This window comes from Limosilactobacillus secundus, from assembly GCF_020784695.1.
Classification (GTDB): domain Bacteria; phylum Bacillota; class Bacilli; order Lactobacillales; family Lactobacillaceae; genus Limosilactobacillus; species Limosilactobacillus reuteri_F.
In genome coordinates this window covers 13,428-27,780 of the sequence record NZ_JAJGUA010000028.1, presented here as the reverse complement: position 1 = coordinate 27,780, position 14,353 = coordinate 13,428, and the positions used below count along the sequence as shown (strand labels likewise).

General features: G+C 37.0%; 12 protein-coding genes and 1 other RNA gene. All 13 read right to left on the bottom strand.

Going from position 1 to position 14,353, the window contains the following annotated elements; all coding sequences use genetic code 11:
• Positions 1-151: 151 nt before the first annotated feature.
• Positions 152-1,639 (bottom strand): sensor histidine kinase, encoded by a 1,488-nt coding sequence (locus tag LMB57_RS03570; protein ID WP_229271190.1) that lies wholly within the window; start codon positions 1,637-1,639, stop codon positions 152-154.
• Positions 1,639-2,358 carry a response regulator transcription factor gene (locus LMB57_RS03565; protein WP_229271191.1) on the bottom strand — a complete coding sequence of 240 codons (720 nt, stop codon included), beginning with the start codon at positions 2,356-2,358 and terminating at the stop codon, positions 1,639-1,641. The genes LMB57_RS03570 and LMB57_RS03565 overlap by 1 nt, the downstream gene beginning before the upstream one ends.
• A gap of 144 nt (positions 2,359-2,502) precedes the next feature.
• Positions 2,503-2,876: a transfer-messenger RNA gene (ssrA, locus tag LMB57_RS03560) on the bottom strand.
• 104 nt (positions 2,877-2,980) lie between these two features.
• Positions 2,981-3,598, bottom strand: coding sequence for an aggregation-promoting factor (apf, locus tag LMB57_RS03555; RefSeq protein ID WP_153702693.1), 618 nt, complete (start codon positions 3,596-3,598; stop codon positions 2,981-2,983).
• A 322-nt stretch (positions 3,599-3,920) separates the two neighbouring features.
• Positions 3,921-4,727, bottom strand: coding sequence for a Cof-type HAD-IIB family hydrolase (locus tag LMB57_RS03550; protein WP_229271193.1), 807 nt, complete (start codon positions 4,725-4,727; stop codon positions 3,921-3,923).
• A 3-nt stretch (positions 4,728-4,730) separates the two neighbouring features.
• Positions 4,731-5,186 carry a MarR family winged helix-turn-helix transcriptional regulator gene (locus tag LMB57_RS03545; protein ID WP_229271194.1) on the bottom strand — a complete coding sequence of 152 codons (456 nt, stop codon included), beginning with the start codon at positions 5,184-5,186 and terminating at the stop codon, positions 4,731-4,733.
• A gap of 10 nt (positions 5,187-5,196) precedes the next feature.
• Positions 5,197-7,062 (bottom strand): acyltransferase family protein, encoded by a 1,866-nt coding sequence (locus LMB57_RS03540; protein ID WP_229271196.1) that lies wholly within the window; start codon positions 7,060-7,062, stop codon positions 5,197-5,199.
• Between the two features lie 49 nt (positions 7,063-7,111).
• Entirely contained in the window at positions 7,112-7,423 is a 312-nt protein-coding gene (locus LMB57_RS03535) for a hypothetical protein (RefSeq protein ID WP_229271197.1), read from the bottom strand.
• Positions 7,424-7,684: 261 nt separating this feature from the next.
• Positions 7,685-9,505 carry a glutamine--fructose-6-phosphate transaminase (isomerizing) gene (gene glmS / locus LMB57_RS03530; protein ID WP_229271199.1) on the bottom strand — a complete coding sequence of 607 codons (1,821 nt, stop codon included), beginning with the start codon at positions 9,503-9,505 and terminating at the stop codon, positions 7,685-7,687.
• Positions 9,506-9,712: 207 nt separating this feature from the next.
• Positions 9,713-11,068, bottom strand: coding sequence for a phosphoglucosamine mutase (gene glmM, locus LMB57_RS03525; RefSeq protein WP_229271200.1), 1,356 nt, complete (start codon positions 11,066-11,068; stop codon positions 9,713-9,715).
• A 28-nt stretch (positions 11,069-11,096) separates the two neighbouring features.
• On the bottom strand, positions 11,097-11,996 hold the full coding sequence (locus tag LMB57_RS03520) for a CdaR family protein (RefSeq protein WP_229271201.1): 900 nt from the start codon (positions 11,994-11,996) through the stop codon (positions 11,097-11,099).
• Entirely contained in the window at positions 11,980-12,831 is an 852-nt protein-coding gene (gene cdaA, locus LMB57_RS03515; RefSeq protein WP_229271202.1) for a diadenylate cyclase CdaA, read from the bottom strand. Before cdaA ends, LMB57_RS03520 begins: the two co-directional genes overlap by 17 nt.
• 158 nt (positions 12,832-12,989) lie before the next feature.
• Positions 12,990-14,345, bottom strand: coding sequence for an L-fucose:H+ symporter permease (gene fucP, locus LMB57_RS03510; RefSeq protein ID WP_003667493.1), 1,356 nt, complete (start codon positions 14,343-14,345; stop codon positions 12,990-12,992).
• Between the last annotated feature and the right edge of the window lie 8 nt (positions 14,346-14,353).

Below are 14,353 nucleotides of genomic sequence, written 5' to 3'. Positions count from 1 at the left end.
CAATCCGTAATATTATTACGAGATATAAGTGTATCATATGGTAAACGCTTCCACAAGCGCTTTCTTTAAATTTATTTGGATTATAAAAATTGATCTACAAAAAAGAAACGCTTCACTATCACAGTTAAAGCGTTTCACTTAAAACATTGGTTTACTTTTTATCTTTACTATTTGTAGGTTGAATATTGTGAGGAGCATATTCCCGATCAGGGAAAAAGATTGTAAATGTCGTCCCCTTGCCATACTGACTTTTTACGTCAATTTTTCCTCCATGAAGGAGAACTAACTGCCGCACAATCGCTAGCCCTAAGCCGGATTCCCCGTACTTAGTATTCATCCGTGAACGATCAGCCTTATAGTATCGTTCCCAGATATTTTCAAGCTGTTCGGGAGTCATCCCAATCCCGTTATCTTGAACTTCAAATTTACTTCCCTTTTCCACACGTCTTCCTCGAATATCAATAATTCCGTTATCAGTGAATTGGATAGCGTTTTGAATAATATTGAACATAATCTGCACAAACCGATCATAGTCTGCATATACTCGTAAATTCTTTTCTACATCCAAGTGCAAAATATCCTTCTTTTCTTTTGCCTTTTTCGCTAACTGCTCTCGTAAGTTTTCGAGTACTGCTGATGCATCAAATACTTTCCGTTCCATCGCAATTTGGTTAGTGCGAATCTTTTCATAATCCAAATTATCATTAACTAAACGAATTAAACGACGAGTATCGTTCTGCATTAATTGAATACTATGCTTTTTATCCTCTTCTGGAATCGCATCATACTGTAACCCTTCAAGAATTCCATTAATAGTTGTTAATGGCGTCCGCATTTCATGAGCTGCATTGGCCATAAATTGGCGTCTTCGCTCTTCTTGCCGGCGAATTTCTTGTTGTGATTCACGTAATGAAGCGGTCATTTGGTTAAAACTTCGACCAAGATCGGCCACTTCATCACGCCCATTATCGTCCACTTCAACATTGTAATTTCCTTGCGCAATTTGGTGAGTGGCCATTCGCAATCGATCAATTCGTTTGGTAATCGACCGTGCCAAGAAGTAGCTAACCGCAAGTGTTACAAGGCTAGCAGTCAGTAATGCCATTATTAAGTTAATCTTTATTTGATGCATATTTTGCTCAATCGTCGAGACAAAGGTTGCAATTGAAACTACCGCAATCATCTTCCCTTTATAGAAATATGGTCGTGAAACTTCGGTCATTCTTGGAGAGACACCCTTTGATACTCGTGAATTAATTTTAGGAGTAATTAGTTTAGTACAAACGGTTTCTCCCTTTTTTAACTTTTTCCAATCACTTTTACTCATACTCGGAGCAAAGCCGTTACTGGCAAAGATTTTCCGGTGAGTTGTATCATAAATTGCAAAGTGAACATTTTGACGTGTTAAAAGATTGGCATTGCTATTTAACGATTCTGTAGCAAACCCTTCAAAACTTTGGGTTGCCATATTGTAACGAATAGAATCCTGAATTAAACTATCAGAATAACTTTTCAATTGTTGCCACGTATTATGATACATAGTGTTATTAGTTACATTTATAAATGAAATACTAACAATCACCATTAGCGTCAGAATAATCGCAAAAAATGAAAGCATCAACCGATACATTAATTTCATTAGTCGTTACCCTCGTCATCAAACTTATAGCCGACCCCCCATACAGTCTTAATTACTTGAGGTCCAATATTTTCTAACTTTTGCCGTAACTTTTTAATATGAGCATCAACAGTTCGTTCATCACCATAATATTCATAATCCCATACTAATTGTAAAAGTTGTGAACGGGTGAATACTTGACGTGGTTTAGAAGCAAGTGTCTTTAATAAGTCAAATTCTTTAGGTGTCAAGTCGCCGACAAGTTTTCCGTATAAGAATACTTCTCTTGTCTTAGTATTCATCTTAAAGTTCTTTGTTTGAATATCGAATGTATCATCACTATCGGTATCTTGAACATCCTCAAGCTTGTTTAAATGTGTTCGCCGATAAAGAGCCTTGATCCGCGCAATCAAAGTAATTGTACTAAATGGTTTGGTTACATAATCATCAGCACCAATTTCTAATCCTAATACCTGATCACTTTCAGTATCACGAGCTGTTAACATAATTAAAGGAACTGTTGGTGATACGCGCCGAATATCAGCTGCTACTTGCATCCCATCCTTCTTAGGAAGATTAAGGTCTAGCAAAATAATATCCCATTTATGAGGATCAGCATTAAACTTTTCTTCTGCTTCAACGCCATCATAAGCAAATTCATATTGCCATTTTTCTTTCTTGAAAAACATTGCCATCATTTCACAGACAGAATGGTTATCCTCAATCATTAATATTTCCATTTAATTCATTCCTTTATATTTTATCTGAACACTATTTACTAATTTTTACATGGGAATCCCTTCTTATGAACCCCCACTAATTATCCTAATATTCTTAGCATTAAAAAAGACTGCCATAAACCAATGGCAGTCCTTATAGGCATATAGTGGAGATGACGGGAGTCGAACCCGTGTCCAAGCATATCGCCATTTCAATCTCTACGTTCGTATCTCAACTATTTAGATTTCACTAACCAAAACGCCGTTGATCAGGGCAAACATGGTTAGCTAGCTTGATTAATCTCTTCTTATTACTTCAAACGGGAGTAACAAGCGTAGTCCACTAATTATAAAACCCATTGCCGCATCATGGACGAACCCGGAATGGATCTACGCGCGCTACTTGTTAGGCAGCGTATGCGTAAGAGTTTGAATTATTGTTTGCAGTTATAATTTAAAACTGAGCGTTTTTACGAAGACGCAACCTTCGAAACGCAATTGAAACTCGACCTATACCTGTCGAATCCATAAACATCCCCATAAGAGATATCCTTATTATACCACATTTGTACAAAAAAGCGAGACTATGAAGATTACCTTCTTAGTCTCGCTTTTGCTTTGTCCTAATAATTCAATTTAAATTTTAGTACCAACCATTTGCTTGCCAGTGAGCCTGAGCATTTTGCCATGAACCGTAACGACTTGCAACATATTGGTCAGCAACCCGTTCTTGATTAGCTGCTGAGTAGTCACCGTTAAGGTATGATGCTGATAATTGGTACTTACCAATGTATTGACCGTTAGTAGCACCGTAGTTACCACCAGATTCACGAGCAGCAATCCAAGCCTTAGCAGCAGCTTCTGAACCTGAAGCATTTGAAGTATAGCTTTGGCTAGCTTGACTTTGAGCTTGTTGAGGTTGTGCTTGTGCAGCTTGTTGTTGAGTAGCTTGAGTATTGTTGTCAGCTACATTTGCATTAGCTGCGTTTTGAGCGTTGTATTCTTGAATTTCACCATCGCTCTTGATGATTAACTTTTGACCAACGTAAATCTTGTTAATATCTTGAATATTATTCTTCTTAGCAAGATCATTGACCATACTGTTGTCTTTTGCGAATTTGTAAGAAATACCTGAAAGTGTGTCACCACTTTGTACGGTGTAGATAGTGTCGGCATTAGCAGCAGTAGCCGTTGCACTAACACCTAAGGCCACTGCACCAAGAGTAGCAGATACTTTAGCAAAGTTTTTCTTAGAAATCATAAATTAAACAACCATCCTTTATTATTTAGCAAATTATCTTTTCCGTTTCAACACCCTATATATTACACTCTTAATATTACTAAGCTGTAACAGCACCATTTCTATTTACTACTCTCCGTTGGCTTTTTGTAATATTTTGTAATATAAGTTGTCAATTAATATGATTATAAAATTTGCAATCCCTTGTGCTAGTTAGCTTTTAGGGAGCCATAACTTTTATCGAAAATTCATTAAATAATAAATAAAAAAGAGTATTTTTTTAGCAAAAAATTCATATTTGCACCAAAAATACTCTTTATTTTACTTTTTATAACAATCTTTATTACAAAAGTGTTGCAAAATAACGTTCACAATACCTTGCAACTCCATCATTATCATTTGTATCTGTGATTGCTGTCGCCACTGCCTTAACGTTAGGAAGACCATTTTCCATTACAATTCCTTGAGCCGCGGCTTCGATCATTTCAAGATCATTATCAGCATCCCCAAATGTCATTAAATTACTAAAGTCATCACCAAAATGATCCAGTAAGGCCTTCAATCCAACCGCCTTATTTAATTTTTTAGGTAAGAATTCCATTATCATTGGTTGGGATTGAACTGCGTGATAATGTGCTTTAAGCTCAGCTGGAAGTTCTTTTATAAGAGGGGATAATTTTTCAGGTGTAATCGCCATTACAGCTTTACTATAAGTTGTTTCCGGCACATCGCTCATTGACAAAGATTGGAATTCAATATTCTTTAACACTGTCCGATAAATGGAGCCTGAATAATCATTCAATTCGTATACTCGTTCAAAGTCTAAAATATTGAGGGGAATCTTTTTCCTTTTAACATAAGAAAATAATGGCAGTAAATCACTCTTCTTCATTCCTAATTCAAAAAGATGTTCGCGCGATTCATTGTTAATAACTAGTCCGCCATTAAATGTAATTGTGTAATCGTCTGGATCAGTTAAGCCAAGCTGTTCAATATATGGCCAAATTGCATTGATAGGCCGACCCGTACAAAGCACTACCTTAATTCCCTCTTGATGTAATTGCTTTAGAACACATTCATTACGTTGACTAATTTCTTTATTACTATTTAATAGCGTATTATCTAGGTCTAACGCAACCATTTTAATCATTTTTTATTCCCTCTTTCGGATTTTTCCCTGAATTATTTGTTGATTAAAGTCTTCAAAAAGTGTTAAAAACTTATCAGCACGATCCTCACCATAAATTTGAACCCAATTGGCAAAGCGGTGATTAATCCTTTGCCAAATCTCACTTTCAGCATTTTTACCTTTTTTTGTTGCAACCAAAAACATCCGGCGTCGATCAGCTGGATCAGCTTTTTGTTCAACATATTTTTGCTGAAAAAGGACCTTTAATTGGCGAGAGACGGCACTCCTTGTTACTTGCCGTTGCTCGGCGATATCCATTAGTTTGATATTAGGATGGTTAATGATTTTTCGTAAAATCAAGAATTGTTCAAAAGATAAATTATATTCACTAGCCGGTTCGGAAATAAAGCTTTCGATGCCCTTTAAGCCTGTTAAGTAAATATTGATAGCTTTGTCTAATAATTGATCTTCGTGTGTCATTACTAATCTCCTATTTTTTTGTCAAAATCTCTTTTGCAATTAACCGTGCAAAATGATCATTTCCACTTGGTCCCATATGCACATTGTCACTTGCAAACCAATCAGGGTGCCCTTGACTTGCCTTATTCCAATCGACCACATGGATATTCTTATGTTTCTTTGCTAAATCTTTAATTTCGTTATTTACCGTTTGCTGCCATGGCTTTGTTGGGACATGGGCAGTTACCCAATAGATCTGGTGCCCAGAGCCAATCGCACTTAAAATATCGTCTAACGTATCTTGCGTCATAGGGCCGTTCGTTCCCAAATTCAAGACAACAATCTTATTTAAATGCCCATCTGCCTTTAATTGTTTGATAACATCAGGAGCGGCAGAACCTTGACGTCCAACTTGTGCATCAACATAGGCATTCGGCATTAATTTCTGAATACTATCTGCAGCATCGGCCATTACCGAATCACCAATAGCAGTCACTTTTAACTTTTGGGCAGCCTTTATTTGTGCAGGGGTTAAATCATACTGTTTCTGAAGCTTAGAAGTATTACCACTAGCTTCCGCAACATTATCCCCCTTTGCAATCTTCTTATTGTGTTCTTCAGCAGCCTGGTGGTTTTGCTCTATCCGTTGTTGAACCGCTGTTTTCTTTGGTGCACGGTTTGGTTGGCACAAACCGATAAATGCAATAACAACAACTAATACACTTACCATCATTTTAGCCCCGCTTTGCCAACTAAAGTGATGCGTTTCTAACACATGTTGAAGATCAGCCGGTAATTTTGACCACTGATACTGAGCAAATGGGCGTTCAATTAACCGGTAAGAAACTTCACTTACTACTAAAATAATAATGATTTCTACTAATGCATTGAGAAGTGGATGATTGCCGACTTTGATTAATCGTTCATAAAAGACCATAACGGGATATTGATAAACATAAATTCCATAAGAACGCTGACCAACCCAATGAAAGACAGGATTTGTAAACCATTTATTCATCCCCGCACCTGGGTGAATAATAGTAGCCATTAATATCATTCCAATAAAGCTATAGAGAAACATTCCCCCGCGGTAAGTAAAAGATGACTGTCCATTCAAAGAAAAAAAGCCAACAATGGTCAATACTGTTGCAATAATTCCTATAGTATTAAGTAAACGGCGACTATTTGCCTGTAAGTTAGGCCGAAGTCGATTTAATGGCCACGCAAGCCCTAACCACGATCCAAGCAAAAGTGAAAAGGCCCGTGTATCAGTTCCATAATAAACCCGATTGATATTCGCCGGGTCGTAAAGAACAGCCATTTCTATTGCTGACAATACAGCCAATATAAAAACTACCCGCCGTACATTCTGTAGCTTCTTAAAAACCACAAATAACAACGTAATAATCAGGGGCCACAGAAGATAAAATTGTGCTTCAACCCCTAATGTCCAAAGATGGGTAAAAGGTGAAACGCCACCAAATTGATCAAAGTAGGACTGCCCATGACTTATTTCCCACCAATTATATACCCACGTTAAATTAGTAACAATTACCGCCCGAATATTATGGAGTAATTCTCGTGCAAATAATGTAATATACGCTGTCGTTAAAATTAACATCGCAATTAATGTCGGATATAGTCTCCGAAATCTCTTTAGATAGAAATGTCCTAAACTAATATGACCGCCATATTTAAGTTGCCGACTAAACTGATAGGTTACAAAATATCCAGAGACTAATAGAAAAAGCGGCACTCCTAAATAACCACCCATCAAAATATTGGGCAATAGGTGGTAAATAATAACTCCTAAGACAGCTAATGTTCGTAAGCCGTCTATCCCTGTAACAAAATAGTGCGACTTCATCCCCTGTGATGGATTAAAATTTGGCTTCATTGCCTACCCTCCACATTTTTAGTACTACCAAATAACTCAGCTTCCTGGTTTATCCAATATGATTTTCTTTTAATATCGTTTGAACAACCTCTTCAATCTCTGCGGGACGTTTCCATTCTTCCCAATGATCCATTGCTTCGGTTTGCATCTTATAGTGAGTATTTATAAAGTGTTCATATTTAATAACATTTTTAGAATGAGGAATATTTAATTCTAAAATACGAACCTCTTTAATAAAATTCCGTTCAGCTGCTAATTCTGCACGGCCATTTTGAACCATATTACCAATTTCATAATATTTCGAGCCGTCATTACGGGTAATTTCTTCAATTAATGTTAACGTTTCGTGTTGTTCTTCCACGTTGTTCTTCCCCTTTCAATCCTTATTATTATAGCGAGTTTAAATAAAAAAATCACCGCCTAAAAGACGATGATCGGCATAAGAGAGAAAGAGAATTGATTAGAAGGTAATTACTTTATACCTTGCAACTATTATGATAGCGTTTCCATAAATGTAAGTCAACCCTTTTATTAAACAAATTCAAATAAAACATCAAATTACTTTTAAAAATAAAAAGAAGTTGAGAAACCAACTAAAGCATTTCTAACTTCTTTTATAATTTTATTGAACTGTAACAGATTTTGCGAGATTACGTGGCTTATCAACATCGAGTCCCTTACCAAGACTAGTGTAGTAAGCCAACAATTGGGCTGGAATTACGCTAAGAAGTGGCGTCAACACCTCATCTACATCTGGAAGAACGAATGTATCGTCTTCTTTTGCAAGGTGCCGTGAAACAATTGTAATTGCATTGGCGCCACGAGCCTGCGTTTCTTCAAGATTGCTCCGTGTTAAGCCAGCAGTCCGATCTTGGGTAATAATTCCAATTACTGGAGTCTGATCTTCAATTAAAGCAATTGTTCCATGCTTCAATTCACCAGATGCAAAACCTTCCGCTTGAACATATGAAATTTCCTTTAACTTCAAAGCAGCTTCAAGTGAAACTGACCAATCCATTCCCCGGCCAATGTAGAAGGCACTTGGAGATTTAGAGAGATAACGAGAGGCAATTTCTTCTACTTTCTTCTTGCTGTCAGTAATTGATTGCATACCATTAGCAACTAATCCTAATTGGTGCTTAACATCAAAGTCTTTAGCTGCTTGCTTATCCATGTAGACACCTAATGCTTGAGCAAGAATAGCTTCTACAGCAATTTGGGCAGTGTAGGCTTTTGTTGAAGCCACGGCAATCTCTGGCCCAGCGTAAAGTAATTCCGTATAAGTTGCTTCACGAGAAAGCGTTGACTTGTCAACATTAGTAATTGTTAAGCTTGGCCAGTTATGCTTATTAACATTAACAAGTACTTCCCGACTATCAGCCGTTTCCCCACTTTGACTTAAGAAGATAAAGAACGGCTTCTTAGAAAGAAGTGGTTGCTCGTAAGCAAATTCTGATGAAATATGAACAGATGTAGGAATTCCACAAAGTTTTTCAAAAATGCGCGCACCTACTAAGCCAGCGTGATAGCTTGTACCGGCACCAACAATGTAAAGGTGGTCGGCATTTGCCATATCTTTTAGCATCTCTTCATTAATTTGTGCTACATCATTATCACCAAAGTATTCTTGAACTAACTTCCGCATAACAGCTGGTTGTTCATCAATTTCCTTTAACATGTAGTATGGGTAGGCGCCTTTATCTGCGGCATTAGCATCCATATCAACCTTAAATGTTGACCGGTCAATCTCATTACCATCAAAGTTTTTAACAGTAACATGATCTGGCTTAACAATTACCAATTCGTGGTCACCGATTTCCATAAAGGTATTAGTTTCCTTAATCATTGACATTGCATCAGAACCAACCATGTTATAACCATCAGCAATACCGACTAGTAATGGACTCTTATTTTTAGCAACAAATAATGTATCTGGTTGTTCTTTATCCATCAATACAAACGCATATGAGGAATCAGGGCTGATTAAACGAAGAACCTTAAGGAGAGCTGCTTCTGTTGACATTCCAGATTCAACTACAAATTTATCAACTAATTGAACAATTACTTCTGTATCAGTTTGACTAACAAATTTAACGTCAGATAAGTATTCTTTCTTTAAATCAGCATAATTTTCAATTACACCGTTGTGAACTAAGTAGAACCGTTCGTCTTGAGAGTATTGAGGGTGAGCATTAGCTTCATTTGGTTCACCATGAGTAGCCCACCGGGTATGACCAATTCCGGCTAAACCATGAACTTCTTCCCCGAGGGCCGCTTCTAGATTGGCAATCCGCCCTGGTCGCTTTACAAGGTAATCATGTCCTTGTTGATCATTAACATAAACTCCTGCAGAGTCATATCCACGATATTCAAGACGCTTTAATCCATCAATTAGAATTGACAAACTCTTGTCAGTTCCTGTAACTCCAACAATTCCACACATAATTAAATTCCATCCTTTAAATAAAATTGGTATAGATAACTAGTGATTATCACTAAATCTAATCAACTGTATTGTATAGTACAGTTTTTAGATTATCTTGTCAATTATTTTATTAGATTGGTCTATATGGTTTAAAATTTGTTAAAAGATTAAAAAGTGGGGATAGAAGAATAAATTTCTTCTATCCCCACTTTTTAATTCATCACGTTATTCTACTTCTAGTTCCGCGCGGGCAACATCACCGATCCGTTCAACGTATTCATGAACTAATTCTGGTGTAGCTGCTTCAGCCATAATTCGCAAAAGAGGTTCTGTCCCACTAGGACGAACAAGCACCCGTCCATCCCCATTCATTTCTTTTTCGACTTGCGCAATGATTCCCTTTAATTTTTGATTCTCCATTGCAGTAGTTTTATCTGCTACTTTAATATTCAACAACTCTTGTGGATAAGTTGTTACATCATTTGCTAATTCAGCGAGTGTCTTCCCAGAGTCTTTAACTACAGACAAAAGTTGAAGTGCGGTAAGCATTCCATCCCCAGTGGTATTGTGATCTAAGAAAATAATATGTCCCGATTGTTCACCACCAAGGTTATAACCATTTTTCAGCATTTCTTCAACAACGTAACGGTCACCAACCTTAGTCTTAACACTCTTTAAGTTGTGTGCTTCTAAGGCTTTGTACATTCCCAAATTACTCATCACAGTGGTAACCACTGTATCTTTCTTAAGTAATCCTTTCTTATCCATGTACTTACCACAGATATACATAATCTTATCACCGTCAACAATATTTCCCTCATTATCAACAGCAATACAACGGTCACCATCACCATCAAATGCTACTCCAAGATCAGCATTATTTTCCACAACTGCTTTTTGGAGGCTCTCTGGGTGAGTTGATCCACACTTTAGGTTAGTATTTAAGCCATCTGGTTGATCATTAATTGGAATAAAGTCCACATTCATATCAGCAAAAAGATTAGAGATAAAACCACTTGTTGCACCATTAGCAGCATCAACTACTACTTTTAATCCTTCAAGATCATTTGAAACAGTTTGTTCCAAGAAGGAAGTGTATTTTAATGCTCCCTCATGATAATCAGCAACTGTTCCTAAGCCAGTATCAGATGGTCGTGGCAACGTATCTTCTTTAGCATCTAGTAATTGTTCAATTTCATATTCCAGTTCATCGGACAATTTAAATCCATTACCACCAAAATATTTAATCCCATTGTATTTAATTGGGTTATGACTAGCAGTAATCATAACTCCAGCATCAGCTTCTTGTGCCCGAACAAGGTAAGCAACCCCAGGAGTAGTGACTATACCTAGCCGTAAAACTTCAATACCAACGGATAATAATCCAGCAATCAATGCATTTTCGAGCATTTCACCTGAAATTCGTGTATCACGAGCAACTAATACTTGAGGTTGTTTCCGTTCTGAATGCCGAGTAAGAACATATCCGCCTGCACGACCAACACGGAATGCCAATTCTGGACTTAAATCTTGATTTGCAACACCACGAACTCCATCAGTTCCAAAATATTTTAACTTCATTTCACTTCTCCTCTATGTATTATCTTTATTATTGATTTCGACTATTTGAACTTGAATCTTCATTGCTTATGCTACTTGAAGATTGAGATGTTTCAGATGAAGAATCTGAAGAGTCATTTCGCGATGTTGCTCTCGAACTGCTCTTTACTTCTTCACTCTCCTCACTACCACTGCTACTTGATGAACTATCACTCGAACTACTGCTCTGTGAGCCCGCAGAAATAGGAATAGAAACATTAGTAGTAGTTGGTGAAATCACAACATTAAGCGTCTGACCATTTCGATCAATTGCTTGTAACGTTACCTGTCGTGCAATATTATCCTTTGCATTGTGCGGAATTGCTACAAAAGCAACAATTCGGTTTACTTTATTAACTTCATCTCGTGAACCAGTAACTTGGACAGTCTGAATATCGCTATGTGGACGTCCAAGTTTATTGCCATTATCCAAATCTCTAGTGCTCAAACGAATAGTTACTTTCATTGTAATTGTCTTGCGTGGCTGAATATTAACATTAATATATTGTGGATCAATTTTAGAAGTTAATTCTGAGTTTAACCCACTCGTTTTTAACTTTACTCGGTGTTTACCAGGAGTCAAGTCAGACAAATCCGCATACACCTTAAAATTTTGAGTATTAGAGGTGGTTGTAACCAATGCGGAAGGCCCGGTTACCTTAACCTTAACATATTGAGGATACCCGCTGACAATATACTTATTATTATCAATTGTTACATCAAGAGGCATTCGAAGGGTAATTGATTTATTTGACATTAATGCACTACTCTGGTTATTATTCCGAGTATTTTGACGAAGGAAGCCGCTTTTGCTCCCATTTACATACATGAATAAAAAGAGTGCTAAGATTAATGAAATAATTCGCAAAAACCATTTCCGGCGAAAGAAGCCTTTAGTGTCTTTGCCCATGTCGGCCACCTCCTTTACGTTGAAACTTAGCATAAAGTTCTGTTACCAAGTTTTCGTGTTGAGGCTCATGCGTATACAATTGAGCACGCAAGAACTTTAGGTATTCATCACGCGACATGTTTCGAATTAATTCATTATCCTTCGTAATTGAAACTTCACCGGTTTCTTCTGAGATAACAATCGTCAATGCATCTGTCACTTCACTAATTCCAACTGCCGCCCGATGACGTGTTCCTAATTCTTTAGGAATCAATTTACTATCAGACAAAGGAAGATAGGCAGCCGCTACTGCAATTCGATTATTTTTTATAATCACTGCTCCATCATGTAAAGGCGTATTAGGAATAAAAGTATTAATAAGCAACGCACCCGAAATATCAGCATCGAGAGGAATACCAGTTTCAATATACTCTTCTAGACCAGTTTTCATTTGAATACTCATTAAAGCACCAATTCTTCGCTTTGACATGTACTGAATCGCTTGGTCTAATTGCTTAATCATATCTTCTTCTTTCTCATTTGCTGTTTGATTATGAGTGAAGAATGTTCCTCGACCAAGGTGTTCCAATCCGCGCCGAATTTCAGGCTGGAAGATAATAACAATTGCAATAACACCCCAGTTGATAATCTGGTCCATTACCCACGAAACAGTACTCAAGCCAACATACCAACTGACAATCTTAACCAAGATAATGATCAGAATACCACGAAATAGTTGGACAGCTCTTGTACCACGAATTAACATTAATAACTCGTAGATTAAGAACCAAATTACTAAGATATCAATTAAGTGAATCAGATTCTGCCATGTTAGAAGCGAAATTATAAATTGCATCGCATTCACCATCCTCTAAATCACGTTCATATTATATCATTTCATTTCGTGTTTAGCTTAATCTAGAAAAAATTACTTTAAAGTTTTGGAAATAAATAAAGGCTCAGCTGATTAAATAACTGCTGGGCCCTTAATATTAAATTATTTCCCGGGAAATTTTAGTGTTCTTGAACTTCATTTGGATGCGCCTTTTCCCAACGATGCTCTGTCCAGAAGTAAATAGTGATAAGTGCAAAACAGATTGCTGGAACGATGAATGATAACTGCATTGAACCAGTTAAGTCTGATACCCGTCCTTGAATCGTTGGAACAATTGCACCACCAATTAAGGACATAACGATAAATGCACCACCAGTTTCGGTGTACTTCTTTTCGTGAATTTGATCAAGAGTATGAGCATAGATCGTTGGCCATTCTGGTCCAAAGAAGAAACTAGTTGCGATTGCCGCAATTACCGCTGTAATGTTAGGAACAGTAAAGGTAATTACCAATGAAATTGTTCCAAGTAATGAGAACCAAGTCAATACCTTAGTAATTGAATAGCGGTCAAGGAACCAGTTTGCAACTAATTTACCAAAGAACCAAGCAATGTAACTGTAAATCATGAAAGTTGAAGCGGCTGCATCAGAAATATGAGAATCGAGCCGCAATGCTAACCGAATAGTAAATGACCATACAGTCGTTTGCATACCAGCATAAATAAACTGACAGAGAACCCCTTTCATATACCGCTTATTGTGGAATAAGTAGTTGAAAGTTTCACCAAGAGATGGTTGATCTTCCTTAGTTTCAGAGCCAGTTGAGAATGCCTTAGCACGAGGCATCTTAGTAACTGCTAAAACAATAAAGATAATGATTAAAACAATCAAGATGTACTTATAAGGCTGCAAGGTTAATTGAAGCAAGTGTTCATTGTAGGCTTCTGCTTCAGATTTTGACATCTTAGCAACTTTGTCCGCAATATTTCCACCTTCACCAAAAATAAGGTACTTACCAAGAACGATTCCCATGATATCACCAAGAGGAATCAAAACATTAGCAACGTTCAACCGTTTGTTAGCAGTTTCTTTGGGTCCAAACATCGTTGCATATGTATCACAACTAGTCTCAAGAAAACTCAAACCAATAGCAATAGCAAAAATAGCAACTAAAAACATACTATAAGTAGCAACATGTGAAGCTGGGAAAAACATTCCACAACCAATAATATAAAATAATAGCCCAATAAGAATTGCTAACTTATATGAGGTCTTCTTAATAAGAATTGATGCTGGAATTGCCATTAAGAAATAGCCACCGTAAAAGGCACTTTGCACAAAGGCCGTCGCAGTATCATTTAAGGTAAAAACCGTCTTAAATTGTGTAATCAAAATATCATTAAGACTGGCCGCTGCTCCCCATAATGGGAAGATCAAACATAAAATAACAAACTGGAACATTGGTGTCCGACTTAAATAACCGTCTGAAAGTTGAACCCAACTTTGTCCATTTTCTTTTTTTACTTCATTTTCCATAAAAAACT

Bases quoted from the DNA above. Each gene is read 5' to 3' on its own strand.
- LMB57_RS03570 (WP_229271190.1), bottom strand. From the start codon at position 1,639: ATGAAATTAATGTATCGGTTGATGCTTTCATTTTTTGCGATTATTCTG.
- LMB57_RS03565 (WP_229271191.1), bottom strand. From the start codon at position 2,358: ATGGAAATATTAATGATTGAGGATAACCATTCTGTCTGTGAAATGATG.
- apf (WP_153702693.1), bottom strand. From the start codon at position 3,598: ATGATTTCTAAGAAAAACTTTGCTAAAGTATCTGCTACTCTTGGTGCA.
- LMB57_RS03550 (WP_229271193.1), bottom strand. From the start codon at position 4,727: ATGATTAAAATGGTTGCGTTAGACCTAGATAATACGCTATTAAATAGT.
- LMB57_RS03545 (WP_229271194.1), bottom strand. From the start codon at position 5,186: ATGACACACGAAGATCAATTATTAGACAAAGCTATCAATATTTACTTA.
- LMB57_RS03540 (WP_229271196.1), bottom strand. From the start codon at position 7,062: ATGAAGCCAAATTTTAATCCATCACAGGGGATGAAGTCGCACTATTTT.
- glmS (WP_229271199.1), bottom strand. From the start codon at position 9,505: ATGTGTGGAATTGTTGGAGTTACAGGAACTGACAAGAGTTTGTCAATT.
- glmM (WP_229271200.1), bottom strand. From the start codon at position 11,068: ATGAAGTTAAAATATTTTGGAACTGATGGAGTTCGTGGTGTTGCAAAT.
- LMB57_RS03520 (WP_229271201.1), bottom strand. From the start codon at position 11,996: ATGGGCAAAGACACTAAAGGCTTCTTTCGCCGGAAATGGTTTTTGCGA.
- cdaA (WP_229271202.1), bottom strand. From the start codon at position 12,831: ATGCAATTTATAATTTCGCTTCTAACATGGCAGAATCTGATTCACTTA.
- fucP (WP_003667493.1), bottom strand. From the start codon at position 14,345: ATGGAAAATGAAGTAAAAAAAGAAAATGGACAAAGTTGGGTTCAACTT.